The sequence below is a fragment of the Pseudomonas sp. 2024-210 genome, assembly GCF_045062345.1.
Lineage (GTDB): Bacteria > Pseudomonadota > Gammaproteobacteria > Pseudomonadales > Pseudomonadaceae > Aquipseudomonas.
On sequence record NZ_JBJGEJ010000017.1, the window covers coordinates 61,392 to 86,474 of the forward strand.

Here is a 25,083-nt window from a genome sequence, read left to right on the forward strand (position 1 = left end):
CATGGCCTTTGTAATTTGCATACTGCTAGTGGTGGCTGCGGTGGCGTTGCTGATCAATATTGCAGTGCGCGACCGCCTGCGCCAGCAGCGTGTGATGCAGCGTCTGGAAGGGGAAAAGACCGGCCCTGGCAAGTTTGATACGTGGATGCGGGCGGTGGGTAACACCAAATTTGGCCAGCGTTCAGTCTCGATGGACAGCGAGACCGAAGTGCTGCTTAACCGGGTAGGTTGGCGCACCGCGAACCAGCGTGCGCTGTTTGCGGCGTTTCAGGTGGCAACCCCCGTGGCTTTGGCCGGGCTGGTGTTTCTAGGCCATGAGCTGTTCTTTCCTCGCTCCGGCAACCTGCTGGTGGTGCTGCTCTGTGCCTTGGTCTTGGGCTATCTGATCCCCAAACGAATGCTGGCCTATGTCGCCAAAAAACGTCAGCAAGAAATCGCGGTGGAGATCTCAACGTTTATTCCGCTGCTGCGCATACTTTTTGAGTCAGGCATGGCGGTGGAGCAAGCCCTGCGGGTACTGAGCCTTGAGGCACGGCAGTTGTTGCCGGTGCTCACCGGCGAACTGCGCGTGGTGCTGGCGCGGGTGGACTCCGGCCTGGAGTTGGGTCAGGAGCTGAGTAAAACCGCGAGCTTGCTGGACGTGGATGAGTTCAATGACACCTGCGTGATTTTGCTGCAATTGATTCAACAGGGCGGCGGTGCCATGAAGTCGTTGCAAGCGCTTAAACAGATGCTCGATGACCGTCGTGCGTCGCGACTTGAAGAATACATCTCCAAAATGTCCGCGAAGATGTCAGTGGTGATGATGGTCTTTCTGTTTCCGGCGTTGATGCTGGTGCTGGCCGGGCCAAGTTTTATTGCGATTTCTCGGGCCTTTGGCTCTTGATCAGGAGTAGGCATATGAAAGCAATCCTTGGCGTGTGTGCACTGCTGATGGTGGGAGGCTGTGCGACGGAAGGTCAGAGCAACCCGCCGTGGCTGGCCTTGACCGACAGCAGTTGCGCCAAGTTGAGCGGCGACCAGGAGTTGTCGATGAACCTGGCGGACGACATGGCCAAGGAGGGCAAGCTGCACGCCAGCCTGGCCAACTTGCAGAGTCTGCCGGAGCGTTATGCTCAAGTGCAGCTGCGCAAAGCGCGGATCTACCGCCAGTTGGGCCGCCCTGAAGCCGGGCCTTTATACCGTGGGCTGTTAGGCACCTGCCTGAGCGCTGAAGGCAACCACGGCCTCGGCCAACTGGCCGCAGGCTATGGCGATAACGCACTGGCGGTCAGCTACCTTGAACGTGCAGCCAAAATGGCGCCGACCGATGACAAGATCAGAAACGACCTCGGCGTGGTTTACCTCAATCAACTGCAGATGGACAAAGCCCGTTTCGAGTTTTTGACCGCATTGGAACTCAAGCAATCGGACTCGCTGGCGGCCTTGAATCTGGTGACCTTGCTGATTTATCAGGACCAATGGAGTCAGGCTGCCGAGCTGGTCACGCGTGCCCAATTGTCGCCAGAGCAAGTGAGTGATGCTCAGGCCAGGGCGCAGGCCTTGAAAGGCAACGCGCGGCCAGCCAGCGACCAAGTGGCTGCGATCAAATAATGCTCAGGAGTAGTGCCATGAGAGAGTCTATTCGCGTGGGTGTACTGTTGGCGGTGCTGCCTTTGAGTGCGCTTGCCATTGAGCCGGGCCCGGCGTCCCAGTATCAGCAGGAAACGGAAAATTGGCTGCAACTGCAAGTGAGCGGCAAGGTGAAATCGCCGGTGCCTCAGACGGCCACAGCGGCTGAGAGAGAACGTAGCCTGCAACGCTGGCTGGACAGTTACACCCATCCAATCCCTGAGTACTACAAGCAAAAGGAAGGCGGGAGTGCCAAGCAGGAGTGAAGCGAGGAGGGCTTGTCGTCGCTAACGAGGAACGATGGCGGCTTCGCCGCCGATCGCTGCCTGTGTTCCTTGTCAGCGACTACGGCATTTTCATGCGCTCATGGGTTAATGCGTAGTCTGGCGCTGCTGTTGAACGGATGCATTAGGCGACAAGGCCAGCGCCAATTGAGTGCGGTTGTTCATGTGGGTCAAACGCAATACCTGTGAGACATAGAGTTTCACCGTGTTTTCGGTGATGCCCAGATCGCAGGCAATTTGATAGTTGGTTTGACCTTTGCTCACCAGTTTTGCGACGTCCAGTTGGCGTGGGGACAGTTGTTTGAAAATAGTAGGAATTTGAGGAGTGGGCGATGCGTCCTGATCCAACCCCTGAGTGGCCTGTGCCAAAGGGTGTGGCGGGCGACGAACCGATTCCATATCTTGATAAAGATCGTCGATGGATTCAGCCAGGTACTGCAATTTCTGGTTCAGATGCCCGAGCCGTTCTGTTTTTTGCCGCTCCTGCAGTACCGTGATCTGGCGCTGGATACCTTCCAGCAACTCGTTCAAATCGACCGGTTTTTGATAGTAGTCAGCAATGCCTACACGTAACGCTTTGATCACATCCTGTTTGTCGGCGCGGCCGGTCAGCAAAATGCTTTCAAAGATCCGTTGTTTGCCAGCGATGGCTTGCAACTGTTGGGTCAGCTCGATGCCGTTCATCTCCGGCATGTGGAGGTCGCACAGCACAAGGCTGATGTCCGTGTCAGCCTCAAAGGCTTTAATGGCTGCATGACTGGAATCGCACGGCACGCAACGGTAGCCGCTGCTTTCCAGAAACTCGCACAATTCCTCGACGATTAACGCTTGATCGTCGACAACCAATATTTTTATTTGGGGTAAGTTTTTCACACGGTTCTCCATCCTGGTAAACCAATCCGGGACATCTCGGTAGTATCAGTTAAGGGGGCTTAATTTAACTTAGACTAACTTTAGTACTAGGCACAAGGTATTAAACCCTTCATTGACTTAAATATAGAACATGAGCGTTAGTATAAAACCACCCAGCAGGAAGGGAGCAAAAGGCAATTTTTTTGACGTTGCACTTTTCAATGACGTATCAGAGAGCTTAAGTGATTGATTCAAACGCGGGAGGATTTTTGACGCGACCATCCACGCGATGGCCACCCATAGCCCGGCACCTATAAGCGTTCCCAACACCATCAGACGATCGGTTGCGAGTGCGAGTGCACTTAACAGTTTGACATCACCCGCACCGAATTTATTGAGTGCGTACCCCGGCAGTGTCAGCACCATAACAATCAACAGTGCCCAGCCACCTTCAGCGGCACTGGCCCCGAGCAACGTGTGGCCGGTCCAGATTAAATAGACGAGTGCCAAACTTACGGCGCCCAATGTTAGAAGGTTGGAAATTTGACGCTGATATAAATCCTGAACGGTACAGGCCATAAACCAGATCATGATAAGAACTATATTGAACACTTAATTAACATCCTTTTTTTACGAATGATTCTATGCTCAAACCACGTTGAATTGTCAGGGTAGACGCTGTCATGAAAATAGGACTCCCCCGAAAACAGCAAGGCGCAGCGGCCATTGAGTTTGCACTTGTCTTTGTCATTTTTTTTGCAGTGTTATATGGCGTCGTGAGCTACAGCCTGCCGCTATTGTTGTTGCAGTCATTCAATAACTCCACGGCCGAAGCGGTGCGTCGCAGTGTGGCAGTGGACCCGACGTTGGCAGCCGGGGCTTACAAGACGACCGTTGAGAACACGGCCAAAGCGGTGCTCAAAGATAAATTGTCGTGGGTGCCTGGTGGGCTAACAGTCACTCAGACAGCCATTTATGACCCGACGGCGGGCGTATTGACTGTCACGGCCAGCCTGCCAGCCACTGCGTTGCGCACGATTTTGCCGGTGATCGTTTTACCGGGAAATATCAGGGTGCCCAACCTGCCCGATAAACTGGAATCAGTCTCGAGCATGAAGTTTTGACCCAGGGGCAAAGGCTGTTCGCGCGTTGGTTGAGCCGTAACGGCGAGTCTGAGCCTTCAACGGTTAGTGATCAGTGCCATAGCGATACGGCCCTGCAACTGCTGCTCGATGATCGGGGGCGGGTGGTTGAAATCCACGGCGCACTGAATCATGGCCTGACGCCGGTGAAAGAGGGCGCCGAGCTAAAGCGGCTGCTGGATTATGTGATGCCGGGCAGCACGCAAGCGCTCGAAGGCACTCCGGCGCAGTGGGCCGGGCAGACGATTGATCTCGACTTTCGGGGTGTTGGCCAGCAGGTGTTGCATACCCGAGGTTGGGTACAACCCCGGGCCGAGGGTTGGTTATTGCAGCTGATAGACATCAGCGATTTACAACGTGATAACCAGCAAGCGCGCGTGCACGCCTACAATAGCCAAGTCATTCACGGCATTGGCCAACAACTGCGCCAATGCGACATGGCACAACTGCCGGCGGTGATGCTTGAGGCCTTGCAGCAAGTGGCTGAGCATTGGCGTGTGCCCGGCGTGGCCCTGGCCTTGCGCGCGGACCCGCCCCTGGGGTGGCGTCTGTACAGTGCTTATCATGCTTTTGACACCCCACAGTTATGGACCTCGGGACAAACATTGGGAGCGGTACTCGATGGTTTAAACGAGCGCGGCCCGATTCATGTGAGCCCAGACAGCGAATCCGCTGAGAACCACTGGCTCGTCAGCCTGTTTGGCAATGCTGAGGGTTTACTGGTGCCTTTTCGTGACCAGAGCGGGGCGTCGGCGTGGTTGCTGCTGGGGTTTTATTCGGCATCGGCATCGGCATCGGCTGACGGCTCGGTGACGAGCGACCGTGATTGGCTGCAGGTGTGCGCGACGATTGCCGGGCCGTTGCAGGACCGGTTGCGCGCGCAACATTACGAGCAACAGCGCGACCGCATGGAAGCATTGCAAGGGCTGCTCGGTACGGGCTGGTGGGAATGGCTGCACCCGACTCGGCAAATGCAGTTGGCGCCTCAACTGAGTGCCAGTCTCTTGCCCGCACTGGAGTCGGTGTCGCTGTCACGTGAGGCATGGCTGGGGCTGTTTCATCCGGCGGATCGCGATGAAATCAGTAGCGGCTTGACCGCGCTGCTGGAGCAGGACACGCCGCTGTTACTGTGCGCCCGCGTGCATCAACCGCGCCGCACTGAAGCGGCGCAGTGGTACCGCATTCAGGGGCAGGTGCTGGGCAAGGGTGCAGGGCGGCGAATTGTCGGTTTTATGCTGGATGTCAGCGACATCAAAAACCAGCAACTGCAAGCGGCCGCTGCTCAGGCCCGTTTGGGTAACGTCATCGCCCGCTCACCCGCCGTGATTTATGTACAACGGTATGTTGAAGGCGCCTTGGTGCCCGAATTCTTCAGTGAAAGCCTGCAACCCTTGCTGGGCTTGGGTCTTGAAGACTGCGCGGGGTCTGCATTGATCGAGCGTCTCCATCCCGACGACCGTGAACACTACCTGGAGCGCACTCGCCAGTTGTTGCGTGAAGGCAGCGCCCGTGGCCGTTATCGCGTGCGAGATCAGCAGGGCGATTACCACTGGTTGCTCGATGAGGCCAAATTACTGCGTGACGATCTGGGGCTGCCTGTTGAAGCGGTCGGGCTGTGGCTGGACGTTACCGAAGCGACCGAGGTGGCAGAACGAGTGCGGCACAGTGAGGAGCGTTACCGGATCCTGGTCGAAGATTCGCCCGCGATGATTTGCCGATACTTGCCGGACTTGACCCTGACGTTTGGCAATCGGCCGTTGGCCAACTACCTGGAGTGCGCGCCCGAACAACTGCCGGGGATCAACTTGGCTAGCTGGCTGTCGCAGGAACAGCATGAGGCGTTCTTGCAGCGCATGAACAGTTTGACCCCCGAATTCCCAGTCAGTACAGCTGAAATCAGCCTGCAATTGCCGGGGCGGGAACATGCGTGGTGGGTGTGGTCTGACCGAGGCGTTTTTGATGCGCAGGGCCAGTTGTTAGAGGTTCAGGCGGTCGCGCGCGACAACACTGAAGTCAGACGCTCGCAACAACAACTGACCCATGGCGCAAAAATGGCCACCCTTGGCGAAATGGCCACGGGGTTGGCCCACGAAATCAACCAGCCTTTGAATGTGATGCGCATGGCGATCGTTAACGTGCTCAAACGGCTGAGCAATGGCGATGTGCAAATTGACTACCTGCAAGAGAAGCTCACCCGAATTGATGCGCAAATCCAGCGGGCGGCAAGGGTTGTTGATCACATGCGGGTATTTGGGCGTCGCTCCGAGATAGAACAGCAGTTGTTCAACCCTGCACAGTCGCTGGAAGGCACGTTGGCCCTGTTGGGTGAAGGGTTGCGCGGTAAAGGGGTAGAAATCCGCAGTGATGGTCTGAACTGTAGCGTTCATGTGCGCGGTCATACCGATCAGTTGGAGCAAGTGCTGATCAACCTGCTGGTCAACGCCCGCGATGCCTTGTTAAGCAAGTGTGAGACCGACCGCGAGTTCAAGCCCTGGATTGCCTTGAGCTCGGAGCGGGCAGGCAACTGTGTGCGTCTTTGGGTGCAAGACAATGGCGGCGGGATTGACCCGCGTTTACTGGAGCGCATCTTCGAACCGTTCTTCACCACCAAGCCTGTGGGTGTGGGCACAGGCCTGGGCTTGTCGGTGAGCTACGGCATCATCGACAACATGGGTGGGCGCTTGAGCGTCAGCAACACCGAGCATGGCGCTCGGTTCTGCGTGGAATTACCGGTGGTGGATGAGGGATAGAGGCACAGATAAAGACGCGTAAAAATACCGTAGCAGCTGCCGAAGGCGGCGTTCGGCGGCAAAGCCGTCGTAAATTCAGAGATCGCGGTGCATTTGTTAGACCGCGCGCTCAGGTTTTACGATCGCTTCGCAATCGGACGCAGCCTTCGGCAGCTGCTACGCGAGTGGTGGTGCGGGTCAAAGCACCAGTTGGGCGCGGCCTCCGGCATTGCAGGAGAGATTGGCGCCGATTTCGGCGTTGCCCAGACTGATGCCGAGGGCTTTTAACAAAGTATTGACGAGCGGTTCGAGCAACGGGGAAAGCACACTGCTCAATGCCGTTGTTAATGCTCCGGTGAGTTGATTGACCAGATTCGAGACGGAATTGAGAAGATCGCCCGTGACAGTTTTGCCTGCGGGTGGTGTATACGAGGTTTCGATGTTCCCGGTGACGCCGCTCAAACTTTTGATAATGTCCACGTTGTTAAGTTTTTGCGGGTAGGGTGGCAAGTTTAGGTTGGGCAGCGTAGAGGGGTTAGCGGCGGTTGCTGAGTAATAAATATTCCCGGGTGGGTTGCTCACGCTAGACCGCACGCGAACGTTGAAACTGCCCGCTTTACCTTCTTCTGTTTTGCACGCAATCCCCAGGATGTAACAAGTTTTGACGTTCATATTGATCAGTTTTACAGGCGTAACGATAAATTTTTTGTCGGCATCCAGTTCAGGAAAAACGTCTTTAACGGGGGCGCTGCCAATGGTCAAGGTTGCCAAGGATGACGTCGCGCTGGCGGTGAGTTTTTTCGAGCCGTCAGAGGCGCAGCTATAGTCGGTTACGTAGGCGCTCGCACTGCCAGCCTCAACATAAATATCCAATGCCGAGGCAATGCTCAGTGTGGCGGTCTCGCAGGAAAGGACGCATTTAACGACCTCGATCAAGTTAAGCCCCAGCAGTTTTTTTACCACTTCAAGAACGGTGGATAACACGCTGGTCAAGGCATCTGTCAGCGGCTGCAAGGCTTTGACGACGGCTAGCTCAAGATGAATTCGGGCCTGGACCTGAGCTGTTTTTACAAAAATCTGATTGGCCCCGGTGGGGTTGGCTTTAGCCAGTGCCGGATTGCCCGTAGTCGACACTTGGGGCGGATCGATAATTTTCAGATAAATAGTCGCCGCACCAATCAAAGGAATCGTGGTGTTGATGGTCGCCGTGGCGGCACTTTTGCCGCCGGCTACTTGAACGATGCCATCCAGAAGATTGAACGCCTTGATATCGGTATTCAACCCGGCACTGGGCGTCCCGTTTTTAATATTAAGTACATCCCCCAGCTTGATGACTTGAGTATTGGAGGTAATCAGTTTTATATCGGTCAGTGCTTTTGACGCAACGGTGACACCGCCGCCATTCTTTTCAAGTACTTTGATCGCCGCATCCAAAAGTTGAGTGACTTGAATATTGCTGTTTAAAAGTTGATTGTAATCCCCTGCCGTTGCACCGACGTTAATGGCCAGTTGATCAAGATAACTGAGCAGGTTGATATTGGCCGCTGCCAAGCCTTGCCAGGAAACTGCGCTCAACGACACGTTACCGCCCAATAACCCGCCCATCAGACTATTAAGCAGCGGTGAATTGGCCGTATTGATGTCCACCAATGAACTGTTGATTGTCAGCCTGGCTAAGGGCGCTCCGCCAATCGCCCCCACCGCACTCGCCGTCAGCGGGGTATTGATCAAGAACTTGCCATTTGAATAAAACGACCATAACCCGCCGGCCACGCTGGTGGGCACGGTGGTGGTGGCGATCACGCGTATGGCGTCGGATTTGGTGCTGTCCAGTTTAAAGGCGCGCAAGTTGTCGCTGCCCGTCACCAGTGTGCCGCACGTGGTGTTGATTTTCTGCGTGGTGCCCGGGGTGAAGCCATTGCGGGTGGCGCTTTGGTTGGCATAGGTGGGGGCCGTGCCCGCCGTGCAACTGCCGCCACGGCTCACGGCTTCAAGCACCGCCAAATCCGCGACCCGCTGCAATTTGCGCTGCTCCAGATACAACCGTCCGCTGTCGACCACCAACAGCATGAATAAAAGAACCAGACCCAGCGTGATGGCGGCCATTAAGCCAATGGCCCCGCGCTGTTGTTCTGGACCTTTGAATTGAATAGGACGAAAAGGGGGAGACATCGAGCACTCCTGTTGCTGGCACACACCCAGCGCTAACGCTCCAAAGTTTCAGCGAGTGTAGCCAAGAAGTGTGTGCTGCGCTGGCAAGTTGCCAGTTTTAGAGGCGTGTTGTGCGGGGGTTAGCAAAACAATTCGTTATAGGAAGCTGAACAACTAACGTACTCGCGAAAGTATTAATACATTGGTAGATCTTAGTTTCGCGAGTACGTTAACAAACTACTTAGCGTGAACCTGGTTTTGGTGGGTAGTCGCTGAAGATTTTAGCCACGGCGTTATGAATAGCTGCGCTGCGTTCCTCAGGCGTCGGGGTATCGTCGACGACTTTTTCTGCACTGCCACGCCACACCAGTTGACCGGTTTTGGCATCCATCAGGTCAATTTGAAGCGTGCCCACCTGATAGACGACATTGCGGGTTTCGTTATACATCGGTGGGCCCCAGTAACCTTCCCACGGGCCGCCCCAATAACCTCCCCAAGGACCGCCCCACGGGCCACCGTAACCATAGTTGGTGACGATCTGTTCCTGACGGTTGGCGACGATCAGCCAGGTGTGCACCAGCAGGTCCGGCTTGGCGCCGGGCGCCACGGGGCGCAAACCCTTTTGATCCATTTGGGTGGTCACCGCCTGCATGATCCGCTGCTCGGTCAACTCGCTTCTGAGCATCGGGTTATTGGGCTGGTACTGAACAGGAGGATCTTGCCAGGCCCACGTGTGAAAGGCGGCGAAATCCGTAGCGGGGTTGTAATCGTAATTAACCTGCATGGATTCGCAGGCACTGAGCAGCAGGGCCATGCCCAATAATGCAATGCGACGAAGCATAATAGTTCTCCGCTAAAACAATCAGTCTTAATGAGGAGGGTAAGCCTGCACTGCCTTGTTCAGTGATTCGCGCAGGGCGTCACCGCGTTCGCTCAGGCTGCCGGTACTGCTGGTTTCTGCACTCGAACTCCACACCGGTTGCCCGGTTTTACCGTCATACAGATTGATCCGCACCACCATGACGTCGACCTGATAAGTGCGGATCACAGGCACGGAGCCGTACATGCCGCCATAACGTCCCCAGCGGTCGCCATAGCCAGCCCCGTAACCAGCCCCATAACCATAGTCGTCCTGAACCTGACGCAAGCGTTTTTCTGTACGTAAATCTGCACTCACCAGCAGGTCGGCCGGACGATTGGGTTGCACCGGCCGTAAACCGCGCTGATCGAGGGCATTACTCACCGCCTCGGCAATTTGCGTCGAGTCCGCCCACGCACTGCCCATCGGCAAACGGCCATTGAGCCAAGCCCAGCTTTGGTAGCGGCCGTAATCCCGTGGCGGCGCGGGGTAGGCGCTCAAGTCCAGGGTGTTGGCCGCTTGCGCCGGGGCGGGCGGCATGGGCATGGCGCTGGGCGTGTACGGGTTAGGGCTTTGGCAGGCGCCCAGTGCAAGGCTCAAAACGAGTAAGGCAGCACGGCGATACATGATGTTTTCCCTCAAACGAACGGTTTAAACCGGACGACACACCCAATGCAGATAGCGCCCCAACCCCGCAAAGGCCGGGTGACGACGATGGGCCAGTTCCATTTCTATCAACGCCGCCAATTCAGCACGGGCCTGAAACTCAACGGGCATGTAGTCATGAAACACCCGCACGCCACTTTGCGTCTCTGTTTTCCACAAGCCTTGCATCGCTGTGGCCAGGTCTCGTGGATCGAGTGGTTGCTGAGGCGTCAGGCTTTGCTTCTCGCCCGCCATGTCGTTCTTGCGCATTTTGCGGAAGTGGCCTTTGAGCAGGTTGCGATAGATCAGCGCGTCGCGGTTATAAAACGCCAGCGACAACCAACCGTTCTCAGCGGTCAATTGGTGCAATACCGGCAAAATGGTGTGGGGCTCGGCCAGCCATTCCAGTACGGCGTGGCACAGCACCAGATCGTAAGGTTCGGTCAGTTGGCCCAGCAGTTCCTGCCACGGGGCCTGAATGAAGGTGGCCGTCTGGCCGGCTTCGGCAAACCGCTGGCGAGCGCCTTCGAGCATCGGTGCAGCAGGCTCGGCCAATGTCACGTCGTGGCCTTGCTGGGCCAGCCACAGCGACATATGGCCCAGCCCGGCGCCGATATCCAGCACGCGCAACGGGCGCTTGGGTAAGGACTCTTCGAGATCGGCTTGAAGCACGGCGAGACGAATGGCCCCTTTGGCGCCGCCATAGATTTTTTCGGCGAAGCGGGTCGCCAGTTGATCGAAGTGACGGTCACTCATTTGCTGAAACGCCTTTCGTTGTCGGCCAGTTTGTTGCGCACCACTTCATTCATGTCCAGCCCAAGCTCGGCGCACAGCAACACCAGGTACAACACGATATCGCCCACTTCCTGACCGGCGTGGGCCAGTTTGTCCGCGGGGAGCTGGCGTGACTGGTCTTCTGTCAGCCACTGAAAGATTTCCACCAGTTCAGCCATTTCAACACTGGCGGCCATGGCCAGGTTTTTCGGACTGTGAAATTGTTTCCAGTCGTTGTTATCGCGGATGCGGTGCATGCGCTGAGTCAGTTCGTCGAGGTTCATCGGGGTGTGCTCTCCAGAAGGCGCAAAGCTTGCGGCTCAACGAATCTTGGCGCAAGTGAAAAGCAAAACCCGGTGTAGCCGCTGCCGAAGGCTGCGTCCGGCTGCGCAGCAGTCGTCAATGCGCCACCCGCGGTATTCAGGTTGTACGAGCCTTACGCGTCCGGACGCAGCCTGCGGCAGCTGCTACGGGATTTGATCAAGCGAGCATTCGCCGATGGGGCGCCACTGCCCGATCATGTGCACCAGATCGCCGTGCCCATTGAGCTGGAAAGCGCCACTGGAACTCGCCTCACTGCTCAGCAAGATCACTTCGCCGGGTAAGCGCACCGGTTTTTTGAAATCCACGCTGATCTCCACATTGGCGGTTGGCACATGGGCGTTGAGCGCTGCCAGCGCCCGGGCTTTGAGCCAAAGACCATGCGCAATGGCGCTGGGCAGGCCAAACAATTTGGCGCTGGCTGCGCTGAGGTGGATAGGGTTGTAGTCGCCCGAGACCTTGGCGTAATGACGGCCAATGTCCGCCGGTGCGTACCAGCGCGTCAATTCGTTCAACGCCAACTGTGAAGTGACAGGGTGTTCAGGTGCTTCGCCGGGTAATTGGACGCCTTTGCACAGCAACGTACTGCGCGCTTCCCATAAGCGACCGAGTAAATCATCCACCTGAGTGATGACATCAAAGGTGGCACCTTTGGCGTGCGGTTGCAGGTTGTCCGCGTACACGCCGATGCGCAGTTGACTCACGCCGCCCATGGGCCGCATGACCCGGATCCGGTTACTCAGGTGAATCAGCCCCAGCAGCGGGAAAGGGAAGTCCTTATCGGTCAGCAACTGCATTTGCAGGCCGAACGCCAATACATGGGGATACGTGGGCGGCAACAGTGGGCTGGGCGCCAGCCCGCAGACATCGCGAAAGGCTTGCAGCGACGAGGTGTCAACCGGCACCCAACTGCGCAGGCCCTGTTCAGGCAGGGTGCTGCCGGTGATCTTGCGTTTAGCGGCCGCGTGGGCGTACGAGGCCGGTAAATGCGGTGCGCTGGCGAGGTCTGTCCACGTGATGCTCATGGTTCATGCTCCCAATACGCTTTGGCCGCACACCCGCAAGGCTTGCCCGGTCACAGCGCCCGAACCCGGCTGGCCAAGCCAGGCGACAGCTTCGGCAACGTCTTGCGGTTGTCCGCCCTGGCCTAACGAACTCATGCGCCGACCCGCTTCGCGCAGGGCGAAGGGGATATGTGCAGTCATTTGAGTTTCGATAAAACCGGGTGCAACAGCATTGATGCTGATGCCCCGTTCGCTCAACACAGGTGCCCACGCCTGTGCCAAACCGATCAGCCCGGCTTTGCTGGCGGCGTAGTTGGTCTGCCCCCGATTGCCGGCAATGCCACTGATGGACGCGAGCAGAATGACCCGGCCGTTATCACGCAGGGTCCCGCTGTCGAGCAGGGCTTTGGTCAGCACTTGAGGCGCGTTGAGGTTGACGGCAATCACCGCATCCCAAAACTCGGGGGTCATGTTGGCCAAGGTTTTGTCGCGGGTGATGCCCGCGTTGTGCACCACGATATCGACCCCTTCAGGCAACTGTTCGATCAGGTGGGCAGGGGCGTCAGGGGCGCAAATATCCAGCGCGATGCTGTTGGCGCCCAAGCGGGCGGCCAGTGCGTCAAGGTCACTTTTGGCGGCGGGGACATCCAGCAGGATGACTTCGGCACCGTCTCGCACCAGTGTTTCGGCAATGGCTGCGCCAATACCGCGAGCAGCACCGGTCACCAGCGCCTTGCGCCCGGCCAAAGGCCGTGTCCAGTCCGCGACCTGCGACTCGCAGGCACTCAAACGAATGACTTGGCCACTGATATAGGCGCTTTTAGGTGACAGGAAAAACCGCAATGCCCCTTCTAGCTGCGCTTCGGCACCTTCGTCGACATACAGTAATTGCAGGGTGGCGCCATTGCGCAGTTCCTTGGCCAGCGAACGGCTAAAGCCTTCAAGGGCTCGTTGAGCGCTGGCGGCAAAAGGATCACTCAACGTGTGCGGCGCGCGGCCCAGAATCACCACGTGCGCGCTGCTTGCAAGGCTGCGCATCAAGGGTTGGAAGAATTCGCGCAGTTGCTTGAGCTGGTCGGTATGCAGCAGTTCGCTGGCGTCAAATACCACGGCTTTGACTTTGGGCCCGGTGCCGGGAATCCAGGGCGAGGCGACCAACGGCTCAGGGCCATAACTGAATACCGTGTCGGTGAGCTTGGCGGCGAAGCGATTTACCTGCTCGGCCAAAGCGCCACCGCCAATCAGCAGAGGCCCTTCGATTGGGCGCAGGCGCCCAGCTTGCCAGCGTTCCAGTCGCACCGGTGACGGCAGCCCCAACGCGCCGACCAGTCGTTGGCCGAGGGATGAGTTGACGAAGTCAATATAACGGTCTGACATGGAACACTCTCCGACTGATGGGGTTCAAAAGGTTGACCACACACAAGCGATAGTCGTTCGTTCTTAGCGATAAGACCTACGCTTGTACCGATCAAAGTTCATAAGAGAATAGGGTGAATCGTATGAGTCTGCGTCGTGTCGCCATTATTGGCGGTAACCGAATCCCGTTTGCGCGCTCCAACGGGCCGTATGCGACCGCCAGTAATCAGGACATGCTGACGGCAGCGCTGGAGGGGTTGATTGAGCGTTACAACCTGCACGGGCAGCGTCTGGGCGAGGTGGTGGCCGGGGCGGTACTCAAGGATTCGCGTGATTTCAGCCTGACCCGCGAGTGTGTGTTGGGTTCGCGTCTGTCGCCGCAAACACCGGCTTATGACATTCAGCAAGCCTGCGGCACAGGGCTGGAGGCGGTGTTGCTGGTGGCCAATAAAATCGCCCTGGGGCAAATCGACTGTGCGGTGGCCGGAGGTGTCGACACCACCTCTGATGCGCCGATTGGCCTCAATGACGGGCTGCGCAAATGGCTGTTGCAGTTCAATCGCACTAAATCCCCTGTGGATAAATTCAAGCGTTTGCTGCAATTGCACCCCGGCTTTTTAAAGCCGGAGTTCCCGCGCAAGGGCGAGCCGCGCACCGGGCTGTCTATGGGCCAGCACTGCGAGTTGATGGCTCAAACATGGAGTATCCCCAGGCTTGAACAGGATGAACTGGCCTTGCACAGCCATCAGGCCTTGACCCGTGCCTATCACGCGGGCTGGGAAGATGATCTGCTCACGCCATTCAGGGGCCTGAGCCGCGATAACAACTTGCGTGCGGATCTGACGCTGGAGAAGTTGGCCGCGCTCAAACCCGTGTTTGAGCGCAGTGCCAAAGGTACGTTGACGGCGGGCAACTCAACGCCGCTGACGGACGGAGCTGCCGTCGTGTTATTGGGTACTGAAGAGTGGGCCAAGGAACGCGGTCTACCCATTTTGGCTTACCTGCGCGATGGCGAAACGGCGGCAGTGGATTTCGTGCATGGCGCCGAAGGTTTGCTGATGGCCCCGGTGTATGCCGTCCCACGATTGCTGGCGCGCAATGGCCTGACCTTGCAGGACTTTGACTACTACGAGATTCATGAGGCCTTTGCCGCACAAGTGCTCTGCACCTTGAAAGCCTGGGAGGACGCAGCCTACTGCAAGAGCCGTCTTGGCCTTGAGGCACCGCTGGGGTCGATTGACCGTAGCAAACTCAACGTCAAAGGCAGTTCACTGGCCGTTGGGCATCCGTTTGCGGCCACGGGCGGGCGGATCGTGACCAACTTGTCCAAGTTGCTCGCCACTGCCGGGCAAGGCCGGGGGTTGATCTCTATCTGCGCTGCGGGCGGTCAGGGCGTGACCGCCATTCTTGAACGATGATGCTTTATTGCACAGGCAGTGCGTTCAGGGCCAACAGCGCTTCTTCGCGTGTGCGACTGGCGTAGCTTTCAGCCATCACCGAACAGACGATCAGCTGCAAAGGATGGTAAATCATGATCGGCAGCAGTATCAGGCCCAGGCCGGGGTTGGCGCCGAAGATCAGCGCGGCCATCGGCGCTCCGGCGGCCAATGATTTCTTGCTGGCGCAAAACACGGCGGCAATTTCATCGGGGGTGCTGAATTTCAGCGCGCGAGCGGTGCGGGTGGTCAACCACAAGATGATCGCGAGCAGGATCGCACTGCCCCCCAGCGCGCTTAAAATCACTGAGGTGCCTTGTTGCTGCCACATGCCCGAGACCATCGAGTTGCAGAACGCGGCGTACACCAACAGCAGAATCACCAGTTTGTCGACGATGTTGGTGTAGCGCTTATGGCGGGCGAAGAAGCGACCCAACCACGGGCGCACTAATTGGCCCAGCACCAAGGGCAGCAACAGCATGGCGCACAGGTCGAGCAAAGTTGAGCCCAGATCTATCCCACCGGCACCGCTGCCCACGACGAAGCTGACCAGCAACGGGGTCAGGAATATCCCCAGTACGCTGGACAGGCTGGCGTTGAGAATGGCCGCCGGCACGTTTCCGCCTGCGCTGCCGGTGAGGGCCACCGAGGACGAAATGGTGGAAGGCAGGGCGCACAAGTAGAAGAACCCCAGCATCAGCAAGGGCGGAATATGGCTGCCCAGTAGTTTGTCGGCGACTAGCCAGATCAGCGGGAAGACAATAAACGTAAAGCCTTGCACCATCATGTGCAGGCGGATGTTCTTAAGGCCGTGGCTGATCTGCTCGCTGGACAGGTTGACCCCGTGCAGGAAAAAAACCAGAAATACCCCGATGTTGATCACCCATTCAGCGTGCATGGCGCCGCCGCTGCTGCCGAACTTTGGAAACACATACGCGAGAAAGGTCGCGAGCAGCATCCCGCACAGAAACCAGTCGGTGAACAGACGTTTGAGGTGTTTGAGCACAGGCATTGGGGGACTCGAATATTGTAAGAATTGATGACTTAGCCTAACGTCGGGCTTCACTGACGTCTTGCGACATAAGGCCAACCAATGCCGACTAACGGACAGCGTGGCGCGCCAAGGGCGATTCCACAGCTCGATGCTTTACCGCGACCGCTCTATGCCCGTTCCGAGAGTTTGGGAGCGGGGTCGTGGACGCCGCGTCATCGACATGACTGGGTGCAGTTTTCATACGCCATCAGCGGTGTATTGGGCGTCCATACCGACCAAGGCAGTTTCTTCGCGCCGCCGCAGTGGGGTATCTGGATTCCAGCCGGGCTGGAGCATGAGGTGTTGACCTCGACTCGCGCAGAAATGCGCAGCCTGTATGTGCGCCCTGAGGTTTGCCTATGGGCGCCCACCCATTGCCGGGTGCTGGAAGTTACGCCGTTGGCCCGTGAGTTAATCAAGCGCTTCTGCGCTTTACCGGTGCAATACCCCGAGGGAGGCAGCCCTGAAGAGCGGTTGGTGCAAGTGCTGCTCGACCAGTTGGCCGACTTGACCGAGGTGGGATTCTCGCTGCCATTGCCGCGTCATGCCCGGTTATTGGCCTTGTGCAATGAGCTGATCGAATGCCCGGATGCAGAAGTGAGTCTGAGCCAATGGGCGCAGCGGCTGGGTACTTCAGAAAAAACCCTGATGCGTTTATTCGACCGGGAAACCGGTTTGAGCTTTCGCAGTTGGCGTCAGCGCATGCGCTTGCTGTCGTCGCTGCGGGTGCTGGAGGAGGGTGTCAGCGTGACCGGTGCTGCGTTATCGTGCGGGTACGACTCGACCTCGGCTTTTATTGCCGCTTTTAAAAAAATGTTCGGGTTTACGCCGGGCGAATTATTCAGGCAGTGATTCGTCTATCATCCAGAACGTATGGCGCAGGATGCGAGCCTCTGGATTTTTTGGGCACAGGGAGTGTAAACAAGCGACGCATAACGCGGTCCCCCTCTCCCCGTAACGAGTGGATTGCCGTATAACGAATGACTTTCGCGTGTTTGGTAACAAAGGACCCACAATAAAAGCTGATGAAGACTCCAAAACGCTTAGAAGCCCTGATCGAAGACGGTCTGATCGACGAGGTGCTGCGCCCACTCATGAGTGGCAAAGAAGCAGCTGTGTACGTAGTCCGCTGTGGCAATGAGCTGCGGTGCGCCAAGGTTTATAAGGAGGCTAACAAACGTAGTTTCCGACAGGCCGCCGAGTATCAGGAGGGTCGCAAGGTTCGCAACAGCCGTCAGGCCCGAGCGATGGCCAAGGGCTCGAAGTTCGGCCGCAAAGAAACCGAAGACGCCTGGCAAAATGCCGAAGTGGCTGCACTGTTCCGTCTGGCGGGCGCCGGTGTTCGCGTTCCCAAGCCGTTCGACTTCCTTGAAGGCGTGCTGTTGATGGAACTGGTAGCGGATGAGTACGGCGATGCCGCACCGCGTCTGAACGACGTGGTGCTGGAACCGGATCAAGCCCGCGAGTACCACGCCTTCCTGATTCAACAGATCGTGCTGATGTTGTGCACGGGGTTGGTTCACGGCGACTTGTCCGAGTTCAATGTGCTGCTCACGCCGACCGGGCCGGTGATCATTGACTTGCCGCAAGCGGTCGATGCCGCAGGCAATAACCATGCGTTCACCATGCTGGAGCGTGACGTGGGCAACATGGCGTCCTATTTCGGACGATTTGCCCCCGAGTTGAAGACCACCAAGTACGCCAAAGAGATGTGGGCGCTTTACGAAGCGGCTACGTTGCACCCGGGCAGTGTGTTGACTGGCGAGTTTGACGAGCCGGACGAACTGGCCGATGTGGGCGGTGTGATGCGCGAGATCGAAGCAGCCCGTCTGGACGAAGCGTTTCGTCAGGCCGTGCGGGCGGCAGACGATGCCCCGCCGAGTAAAACCGAAGAGCCGCCTCCGCCCTGGATGCAGTGATTCGATGACTAAAAAATCCGGCTTCGGCCGGATTTTTTGTGCCTTTCAATTGCCTTTGCAGATACCGTCTTGACCCGCATGGCACAACCCGCCGCGATCGGGCCATCCATGGCCCAACACGGCTCTCCCGGCATCCATGCCGGTCGACCCACTACGCGAAACCTCCACTCGGCCTCCCGAAGGGGCGGCAGATCAAGATCAAAAACCAGATCACAAGCAGATCAAAAGCTCGCTTACGCTCTTGTAGCCGCTGCCGAGGCACGATGCTGCGATGGGTTGCGTAGCGACCCCAAGGCGGCGGTCCTGCGGCCCGCATCGCAGCCTCGTGCCTGGTCAGCGGCAGATGTCAAAACCGGTTAAGCGGAATCTTCAGGCTGTGCAAGCCGCTTTCATCGGCAGGCGGCAGGTTGCCAGCGCGAATGTTCACCTGAATGGCCGGGATCAGCAGCGCCGGAACACCCAAGGTCGCATCGCGGGTCGTGCGCATGTCGACAAAGCCCGCCAGATCAATGCGGTCGTTAACGTGGATATTGCTGGCGCGCTGTTCATTCACCGTGGTTTCCCACGAGGCGTCTCGCCCTGCGGGTGGATAGTCATGGCACATAAACAGTCGCGTTGAGCCGGGAAAGGCCAGTAGACGCTTGATCGAAAGGTACAACTGGCGCGCATCGCCCCCCGGGAAGTCACAGCGTGCGGTGCCCACATCGGGCATGAACAGCGTGTCACCGACGAACAGGTGGTCGCGCTCAATCTGATACGCCATGTCAGCCGGGGTGTGCCCGGGTACATGCAGCGCCCGCACGCTCAGTCGTCCAATCTGGAACTCGGCGTCTGCTTCGAACAGGCGGTCGAACTGGGAACCGTCCTGCTTGAACTCAGGTTCCAGGTTGTAAATATCGCGAAATACACCCTGAACTTGAGTGATTGCCGCGCCAATACCGATCTGACCGCCCAGGGTGCGTTTCAGGTAAGCGCTGGCAGACAAATGGTCGGCATGGGCATGGGTCTCCAATAACCACTGCACTTTCAAGCCTGTGGCCTGCACAAAGGCGGCGATCTTGTCGGCGCTGACAGTGCTGATTCGCCCGGCAGCGGCATCGTAGTCGAGCACCGGGTCGATGATCGCGCATTCCTCTTGGCCTGCGGCATAGACCACGTAGCTGACGGTCGAGGTCGCAGGGTCGAAAAATCCTTGAATGTCGGGGTGCATGAATGGCCTCGCGCAGATCAATGAATGTTCAATATATTGAAACATATATTATCGGGTCGTAGACTGTCGACTATCACGTCACGGAGCGTTCCATGTCTGCTCAACTCACCCACGAAGAAATCGGCCTGCTGCGCGATTCTGCTTCCAAAGCCTGCACCCTGCTCAAAGCCTTGGCCAATGAAGACCGGCTATTGTTGCTCTGCCAGCTCACCCAAGGTGAACGTAATGTGGGCGAGCTTGAAGCCTTGACGGGCATTCGCCAGCCCACGCTGTCGCAACAGTTGGGTGTGCTGCGCGATGAAGGCATGGTCAATACGCGACGGATGGGCAAGTACATTTTTTATTCACTCGCCAGTTTTGAAGTGGTTTCTGTGATGCAGACCTTGTCGGGGCTGTATTGCGGGCAAGCCCTGAAAAAGTGACGCGGGCGGGTTCCCTCCCGGCTTATTCCATTTATTTTGTTGTGACTGGAGCGCTCAATGGAGCAAAGCATCAAGCGAATCGACGCGTCATTTTCGGTGGCGGGGCAGATTGATCCAACCGACCTTCCCGTGTTGGCGGCACAGGGTTTTCGCACAGTGATCTGCAATCGACCTGACCACGAAGGCGGCCCAGAGCAACCCGACCATACTGCGATAGAGCAGGCGGCCCAAGCGGTGGGCCTGAGCTTCGCTTACGTGCCGGTGCTGACCACGGGCGCGACGCCTGAGCAAGCTGCGCAGTTGCGCCAGCTGCTCAACGAATTGCCCAAGCCTGCACTGGGGTACTGTCGAACCGGCAATCGCTCATCAAAGCTTTACGAAGCCGCCACGCAACCTGCGCGTGAGCTCAAGCAATACGATGTGGTCGTGGTGGGTGGAGGTTCGGCCGGGATCTCTGTCACGGCCAGCCTGCTTAAACGTAACGCCTCATTGCGCATCGCCGTAATCGAACCCAATAGCGAGCACTACTATCAGCCCGCGTGGACGCTGGTTGGCGGTGGCGCCTACGATGTCAAAGACACCGTTCGCCCTACCGCGCAGGTGATGCCCAATGCTGCGGTATGGATCAAAGCGTCACTGTCGGCCTTTGCCCCGCAACGCAAGGTCGTATTGCTGTGCGATGGCACGGAGCTGGGCTATCAGCAATTGATCGTCTGCCCTGGTTTGCAACTGGCCTGGGAGAACATCGAAGGCCTCGAAGAGACCTTGGGTAAAAACGGAGTGACGTCCAACTATCGCCACGATCTGGCCCCGTACACCTGGGAGCTGGTGCGCAACCTGCGGGGCGGCAAAGCCTTGTTCACCCAACCGGGCATGCCGATTAAATGTGCAGGCGCGCCGCAAAAAGCCATGTACCTGTCCTGCGATTATTGGCGCAAGCAAGGGGTACTGGATTCGATTGCGGTTGAATTCAATCTGGCAGGCGCGGTGTTATTCGGCGTTCCCACCTTTGTGCCGCCATTGATGAAATATGTTCAGGCCTACAACGCCCACTTGGCCTTCCAGTCCAATCTGGTCAAGGTGGATGGTCCCAACAAAAAGGCTTGGTTTGAGGTAACAGACGCTGCCGGTCAAGTGACCCGTATTGAGAAATCCTTCGACCTGCTGCATGTCGTGCCGCCTCAACAGGCGCCCGATGTCATTCGGCGCAGCGAGTTGGCCGATAAAGCGGGCTGGTTCGAGACCGATCCGGCGACGCTGCAACACCCGCGTTATCCAGAAATATTTGCTCTGGGCGATGTGTGCAACACCACCAATGCCAAAACAGCGGCAGCAGCCCGCAAGCAAGTGGTGGTGGTCGCTGACAACTTGCTGGCGTTGCGCAGCAATGCGCCGTTGCCCAAACGTTATGACGGGTATGGTTCATGCCCGCTGACAGTGGAAAAAGGCAAAGTGATTCTGGCCGAGTTTGGTTATGGCGGGAAATTGCTGCCCACCTTCCCGCTGGACCCGACCGTGGCGCGCAAGTCAGCCTGGATACTCAAAGCAACCTTGCTGCCGTGGTTCTACTGGCAGGGCATGCTCAAGGGCCGTGAGTGGTTCACTGACTGCAAACCGGACTGAGTATGTTGATTATCCTGTTGGGCGTGCTGGTGGGCTTGCTGCTCGGATTGACGGGCGCAGGCGGTGGCATATTGGCCATCCCCGCGTTGACCTTGGGGTTGGGCTGGACGTTGCTTGAAGCCACACCGGTGGCTTTGCTGGCCGTCGGCATGGCGGCAGCAGTCGGTGCGCTCGACGGGTTGCGCAAAGGGCTGGTGCGTTACAAAGCGGCCGGGTTGATGGCAGGGGCGGGCTGGCTGGCCTCACCGGTCGGGCTTTACCTGGCCAAGTTGTTGCCCGCAGCGGCACTGATGACCTTATTTGCCGTGATCATGATGTTCGTATCAAGGCGGATGTTCCGCCAGGCCGTTGATGGTTGTTCAGAAATCGACGCGGCGCACGGCAAAAACTGCCGGATTAACCCCGACACAGGCCGGTTGGTGTGGGACACCAAATGCTCCACCACGCTGGCCTGTATCGGTGCGGTATCGGGTTTGCTGACGGGCTTGCTGGGTGTGGGGGGCGGGTTTTTGATCGTGCCTGCGTTCCGCCGCTTCAGTGATGTACCGATGCACGGCATCGTTGCCACCTCGCTGATGGTGGTGGCGCTGGTGTCGTTGGGCACCTTGGCTCACTTGTTGTATCAGGGCGTGAGCCTGTCGGGTGAAGCCTCGGTGTTCATCGGCGCGACATTGGCCGGGATGATCGCGGGTCGGCTGATAGCCCCCAAAGTCTCAGGCAAACGAATGCAGCAGGGCTTTGCCGTAGTGTGTGCCATCGTCAGCGTGCTGATGTTGGTCAAGGTAGCTCTGATCTCGTAGCCGCTGCCGAAGGCTGCGATCGGCGGCGTAGCCGTCGTAAATAAGGGTTATTCGATAAACCGGTTTTACGATTGCTTCGCAACCGAACGCAGCCTGCGACAGCGGCTACAGGTTTGTTCATCAGCCTGCCGCCAGATCCTTGAGGATCGGGCAGTCAGGGCGGTGATCGCCCTGGCAGCTTTGCACCAGTTCCTCCAGGGTGTCACGCAAGCTGCTGAGTTCGGTGATTTTCTGGTTCAGCGCTTCAATGTGCTGTCGTGCCAGTGCTTTGACATCGCCACTGGCCCGTTGGCGATCCTGCCATAGCGTCAGCAGTTTGCCGACTTCCTCCAGTGAGAAGCCCAGGTCGCGCGAGCGTTTGATGAACGCCAGCGTATGCAGATCATCGCTGCTATACAGGCGGTAGCCGCTGTCGCTGCGATTCGCCGGTTTGAGCAAACCAATGGATTCGTAGTAGCGAATCATTTTGGCGCTCAAGCCGCTGTGTTTAGCGGCTTGGCCGATGTTCATGAAAGATGCCTCCTCACTCAAGGTCCTTGGGTTTCCAGAATTTCAACAGCAACGCATTGCTGACCACGCTCACACTGGAAAAGGCCATCGCTGCGCCCGCCAACACCGGGTTCAGAAAGCCGAAGGCGGCCAAGGGTATGCCTACCACGTTGTAGATAAACGCCCAGAACAGATTTTGCCGGATTTTGGCGTAGGTTTTGCGGCTGATTTCCAGTGCGGCGGGCACCAATCGTGGGTCGCCGCGCATCAGCGTGATCCCGGCGGCATGCATGGCTACGTCGGTGCCGCCACCCATCGCAATGCCAATGTCCGCCGCTGCCAGCGCGGGTGCGTCGTTGATGCCATCGCCGACCATGGCCACCACGCCGGTTTTTTTCAGCTCGCTTACAGTGGCCGCTTTATCGGCGGGCAGCACTTCGGCGTGTACATCGGTGATGCCCAGTGCTTCGGCCACCACCTTGGCGCTGCCACGGTTATCGCCGGTCAACAAGTGGCTGCTGATATGCAACGCATTGAGTTGTTGAATCGCGGACAGCGCTCCGTCCTTGAGGGTGTCGCCAAAGGCAAACAGCCCCAGTACCTGCGGCTGTGGGCTTTGCTCGATCAGCCACGACAGCGTGCGACCTTCGGCCTCCCAGGCGGCGGCCGAGTCGGCCAGCGCACCCGGTGTCAGACCGGACTCTTCCAGCAGGCGACGATTGCCCAAGGCTAAACGACGACCCGCCAGCGTACCCGCAATGCCGCGTCCGGTCAGGGATTGGCTCTGCGTGACATTGGGCACTTCGAGATCACGTGCGGTGCAGGCGTCCAGAACGGCTTTTGCCAGCGGGTGTTCGCTGCCGCGTTGCAAAGCCCCCGCGGCTTGTAAAACCTGACTGTCCTCACCGTCAACCGCCCGCAAATGAGCGATCTGCGGTGTGCCGGAGGTCAAGGTGCCAGTTTTGTCGAACACTACAGCGCTGACTCCGTGAGCCCGCTCCAGGGCTTCGGCATCTTTGATCAGAATCCCGTGACGGGCGGCCACACCGGTGCCGGCCATGATGGCGGTAGGTGTTGCCAACCCCAGGGCGCAGGGGCAAGCAATCACCAGCACGGCGACGGCGTTGATGAGTGCTGTTTCAATTGGCGCGCCATACAGCCACCAGCCGAGCAGGGTGGCGAGGGCGATCAACAGCACCACCGGAACAAAAATCTGGCTGACTTTATCCACCAGTTTCTGGATCGGTGCCTTGGCTGCCTGGGCATCTTCGACCAGACGAATAATGCGCGCCAGTACTGTCTCGGTGCCCAGAGCCAGGGTTCTGATGACCAATCGGCCTTCGCCGTTGATGGCGCCGCCGGTGACTTTATCGCCGGGTTGTTTGGGCACGGGTAAGCTCTCGCCGCTGATCAAGGCTTCATCGGCGTGGCTTTGACCTTCGACCACTTCTCCGTCCACCGGGAAACGCTCGCCGGGTTTGACCAGCACTAGATCATTGAGGCGCAGTTCGCTGATGGCAACATCCTGCTCCTGGCCGTCGACCACTCGCAAGGCACGCTCAGGCCGCAACGCTTCTAGGGCGCGGATGGCACTGGCGGTCTGTCGCTTGGCGCGGCTTTCGAGGTATTTGCCCAGCAGCACCAGTGCTATCACCACGGCCGACGCTTCGAAATACAAGTGCGGCATCTCGCCGGGTTTGGCAATGGCCCACTCGTACAGGCTCAAGCCATAACCGGCGCTGGTGCCAAGGGCGACCAAGAGGTCCATATTGCCCGCACCGGCTTTGACAGCTTTCCAGGCAGCCACATAAAAGCGGGCGCCAAGAATAAATTGTACGGGTGTCGCGAGCATAAATTGTGCCCAGGCGGGGAGCATCCAGTGCACGCCAAATGGTGCCAGCAGCATGGGCAGTACGAGCGGCAGTGCCAATACGATTGCCAGGATCAACGCCCAACGTTCACGGTGCAGACGTTGTTGTTGATCGTCCTGAGTGGCTTGCTGGTTTTCGTGCAGGCTGGCGCTATAGCCCGCCTGGCTGACCGCATTGATCAGACGTGTCGGGTCTACGTGGCCGAGCAGTTCAACGTGAGCCCGCTCGCTGGCAAGGTTGACGCTGACGGTTTTGACCCCGGGAACTTTGGCCAGTGCTTTTTCGACGCGTCCCGCGCACGAGGCGCACGTCATGCCGCTGATGTCCAGCTCCAGGCTGCTGGACGGAACGCTATAGCCGGCTTGCTGAACGGCGTCGATCAATGCTGGCAAGCTGTCGGCCGGGGCTTCTACACGCGCCTGTTCAGTGGCCAGATTGACACTGACCAAGGTGACACCCGGCACTTTGGCCAGCGCTTTCTCGACGCGCCCCGCGCAACTGGCACAGGTCATGCCGGCAATCGGCAGATCGAATAGGGTGGGCACAGGTAGT

The 25,083-nt window shown here is 58.0% G+C and carries 24 protein-coding genes; 11 read left to right on the plus strand and 13 right to left on the minus strand.

Features of this window, described 5'->3' with window-relative positions:
• The first annotated feature begins 1 nt into the window (after position 1).
• Genes ACI7MX_RS19520 through ACI7MX_RS19530 form a run of 3 tightly spaced genes read left to right on the plus strand, consistent with a single transcriptional unit; the run spans position 2 to position 1,877 of the window.
• Positions 2-886 carry a type II secretion system F family protein gene (locus tag ACI7MX_RS19520; RefSeq protein WP_405590786.1) on the plus strand — a complete coding sequence of 295 codons (885 nt, stop codon included), beginning with the start codon at positions 2-4 and terminating at the stop codon, positions 884-886.
• Positions 887-900: 14 nt separating this feature from the next.
• Positions 901-1,593 (plus strand): tetratricopeptide repeat protein, encoded by a 693-nt coding sequence (locus ACI7MX_RS19525; RefSeq protein ID WP_314490114.1) that lies wholly within the window; start codon positions 901-903, stop codon positions 1,591-1,593.
• Between the two features lie 17 nt (positions 1,594-1,610).
• Complete coding sequence (locus ACI7MX_RS19530; protein WP_314490113.1) at positions 1,611-1,877, plus strand: DUF3613 domain-containing protein; 267 nt, start codon at positions 1,611-1,613, stop codon at positions 1,875-1,877.
• Between the two features lie 105 nt (positions 1,878-1,982).
• Here ACI7MX_RS19530 and ACI7MX_RS19535 read toward each other — a convergent pair whose 3' ends face one another.
• On the minus strand, positions 1,983-2,780 hold the full coding sequence (locus tag ACI7MX_RS19535; protein WP_314490112.1) for a response regulator transcription factor: 798 nt from the start codon (positions 2,778-2,780) through the stop codon (positions 1,983-1,985).
• A gap of 105 nt (positions 2,781-2,885) precedes the next feature.
• Entirely contained in the window at positions 2,886-3,338 is a 453-nt protein-coding gene (locus ACI7MX_RS19540; RefSeq protein ID WP_405590862.1) for a prepilin peptidase, read from the minus strand.
• A 92-nt stretch (positions 3,339-3,430) separates the two neighbouring features.
• Here ACI7MX_RS19540 and ACI7MX_RS19545 point away from each other — a divergent pair, with 92 nt between their 5' ends.
• Together ACI7MX_RS19545 and ACI7MX_RS19550 are read left to right on the plus strand one after the other, a co-directional pair.
• Positions 3,431-3,871 (plus strand): TadE/TadG family type IV pilus assembly protein, encoded by a 441-nt coding sequence (locus tag ACI7MX_RS19545; protein WP_314490110.1) that lies wholly within the window; start codon positions 3,431-3,433, stop codon positions 3,869-3,871.
• Positions 3,868-6,639: an ATP-binding protein gene (locus tag ACI7MX_RS19550; protein WP_405590791.1), complete on the plus strand. Its 2,772-nt coding sequence runs from the start codon at positions 3,868-3,870 to the stop codon at positions 6,637-6,639. Before ACI7MX_RS19545 ends, ACI7MX_RS19550 begins: the two co-directional genes overlap by 4 nt.
• A gap of 177 nt (positions 6,640-6,816) precedes the next feature.
• Here ACI7MX_RS19550 and ACI7MX_RS19555 read toward each other — a convergent pair whose 3' ends face one another.
• The 7 genes from ACI7MX_RS19555 to ACI7MX_RS19585 form a co-directional block, all read right to left on the minus strand.
• Entirely contained in the window at positions 6,817-8,790 is a 1,974-nt protein-coding gene (locus ACI7MX_RS19555; RefSeq protein ID WP_405590794.1) for a pilus assembly protein TadG-related protein, read from the minus strand.
• A gap of 220 nt (positions 8,791-9,010) precedes the next feature.
• Positions 9,011-9,610, minus strand: a complete 600-nt coding sequence (locus ACI7MX_RS19560; protein WP_314490107.1) for a DUF4136 domain-containing protein — start codon at positions 9,608-9,610, stop codon at positions 9,011-9,013.
• A gap of 27 nt (positions 9,611-9,637) precedes the next feature.
• Entirely contained in the window at positions 9,638-10,255 is a 618-nt protein-coding gene (locus ACI7MX_RS19565; RefSeq protein ID WP_405590797.1) for a DUF4136 domain-containing protein, read from the minus strand.
• Positions 10,256-10,279: 24 nt separating this feature from the next.
• Entirely contained in the window at positions 10,280-11,029 is a 750-nt protein-coding gene (locus tag ACI7MX_RS19570) for a methyltransferase domain-containing protein (protein WP_405590800.1), read from the minus strand.
• Positions 11,026-11,331 (minus strand): nucleotide pyrophosphohydrolase, encoded by a 306-nt coding sequence (locus ACI7MX_RS19575; protein ID WP_122784964.1) that lies wholly within the window; start codon positions 11,329-11,331, stop codon positions 11,026-11,028. The genes ACI7MX_RS19570 and ACI7MX_RS19575 overlap by 4 nt, the downstream gene beginning before the upstream one ends.
• 183 nt (positions 11,332-11,514) lie before the next feature.
• Positions 11,515-12,393 carry a MaoC/PaaZ C-terminal domain-containing protein gene (locus tag ACI7MX_RS19580; protein WP_314489566.1) on the minus strand — a complete coding sequence of 293 codons (879 nt, stop codon included), beginning with the start codon at positions 12,391-12,393 and terminating at the stop codon, positions 11,515-11,517.
• Between the two features lie 3 nt (positions 12,394-12,396).
• On the minus strand, positions 12,397-13,749 hold the full coding sequence (locus ACI7MX_RS19585; RefSeq protein ID WP_314489562.1) for a 3-oxoacyl-ACP reductase: 1,353 nt from the start codon (positions 13,747-13,749) through the stop codon (positions 12,397-12,399).
• A gap of 122 nt (positions 13,750-13,871) precedes the next feature.
• Between ACI7MX_RS19585 and ACI7MX_RS19590 the strand changes: the two genes are divergently transcribed.
• Positions 13,872-15,146 (plus strand): acetyl-CoA C-acetyltransferase, encoded by a 1,275-nt coding sequence (locus tag ACI7MX_RS19590; protein ID WP_405590805.1) that lies wholly within the window; start codon positions 13,872-13,874, stop codon positions 15,144-15,146.
• Positions 15,147-15,150: 4 nt separating this feature from the next.
• On the opposite strand, the gene ACI7MX_RS19595 is transcribed toward ACI7MX_RS19590, so the two are convergent.
• Positions 15,151-16,176: a bile acid:sodium symporter family protein gene (locus tag ACI7MX_RS19595; protein ID WP_405590808.1), complete on the minus strand. Its 1,026-nt coding sequence runs from the start codon at positions 16,174-16,176 to the stop codon at positions 15,151-15,153.
• 81 nt (positions 16,177-16,257) lie between these two features.
• On the opposite strand from ACI7MX_RS19595, the gene ACI7MX_RS19600 reads away from it, so the two are divergent.
• Positions 16,258-17,049, plus strand: coding sequence for an AraC family transcriptional regulator (locus ACI7MX_RS19600; protein WP_405590811.1), 792 nt, complete (start codon positions 16,258-16,260; stop codon positions 17,047-17,049).
• Positions 17,050-17,222: 173 nt separating this feature from the next.
• On the plus strand, positions 17,223-18,116 hold the full coding sequence (locus tag ACI7MX_RS19605) for a PA4780 family RIO1-like protein kinase (RefSeq protein ID WP_122784958.1): 894 nt from the start codon (positions 17,223-17,225) through the stop codon (positions 18,114-18,116).
• 346 nt (positions 18,117-18,462) lie between these two features.
• On the opposite strand, the gene ACI7MX_RS19610 is transcribed toward ACI7MX_RS19605, so the two are convergent.
• A complete protein-coding gene (locus ACI7MX_RS19610; protein WP_405590815.1) occupies positions 18,463-19,326 on the minus strand; it encodes an MBL fold metallo-hydrolase in 864 nt (287 codons plus the stop codon).
• Between the two features lie 92 nt (positions 19,327-19,418).
• Between ACI7MX_RS19610 and ACI7MX_RS19615 the strand changes: the two genes are divergently transcribed.
• From ACI7MX_RS19615 to ACI7MX_RS19625, 3 genes are read left to right on the plus strand one after another with little or no spacing between them, the layout of a single operon-like run.
• Complete coding sequence (locus tag ACI7MX_RS19615) at positions 19,419-19,748, plus strand: metalloregulator ArsR/SmtB family transcription factor (protein WP_122784956.1); 330 nt, start codon at positions 19,419-19,421, stop codon at positions 19,746-19,748.
• A 57-nt stretch (positions 19,749-19,805) separates the two neighbouring features.
• Positions 19,806-21,371, plus strand: a complete 1,566-nt coding sequence (locus ACI7MX_RS19620) for a TIGR01244 family sulfur transferase (RefSeq protein WP_405590819.1) — start codon at positions 19,806-19,808, stop codon at positions 21,369-21,371.
• A 2-nt stretch (positions 21,372-21,373) separates the two neighbouring features.
• Positions 21,374-22,171 carry a TSUP family transporter gene (locus ACI7MX_RS19625; protein ID WP_405590822.1) on the plus strand — a complete coding sequence of 266 codons (798 nt, stop codon included), beginning with the start codon at positions 21,374-21,376 and terminating at the stop codon, positions 22,169-22,171.
• A gap of 120 nt (positions 22,172-22,291) precedes the next feature.
• On the opposite strand, the gene cueR is transcribed toward ACI7MX_RS19625, so the two are convergent.
• Both cueR and ACI7MX_RS19635 read right to left on the minus strand, forming a co-directional pair.
• Entirely contained in the window at positions 22,292-22,681 is a 390-nt protein-coding gene (cueR, locus tag ACI7MX_RS19630) for a Cu(I)-responsive transcriptional regulator (protein WP_314489538.1), read from the minus strand.
• Between the two features lie 13 nt (positions 22,682-22,694).
• A complete protein-coding gene (locus ACI7MX_RS19635; RefSeq protein WP_405590827.1) occupies positions 22,695-25,076 on the minus strand; it encodes a heavy metal translocating P-type ATPase in 2,382 nt (793 codons plus the stop codon).
• Between the last annotated feature and the right edge of the window lie 7 nt (positions 25,077-25,083).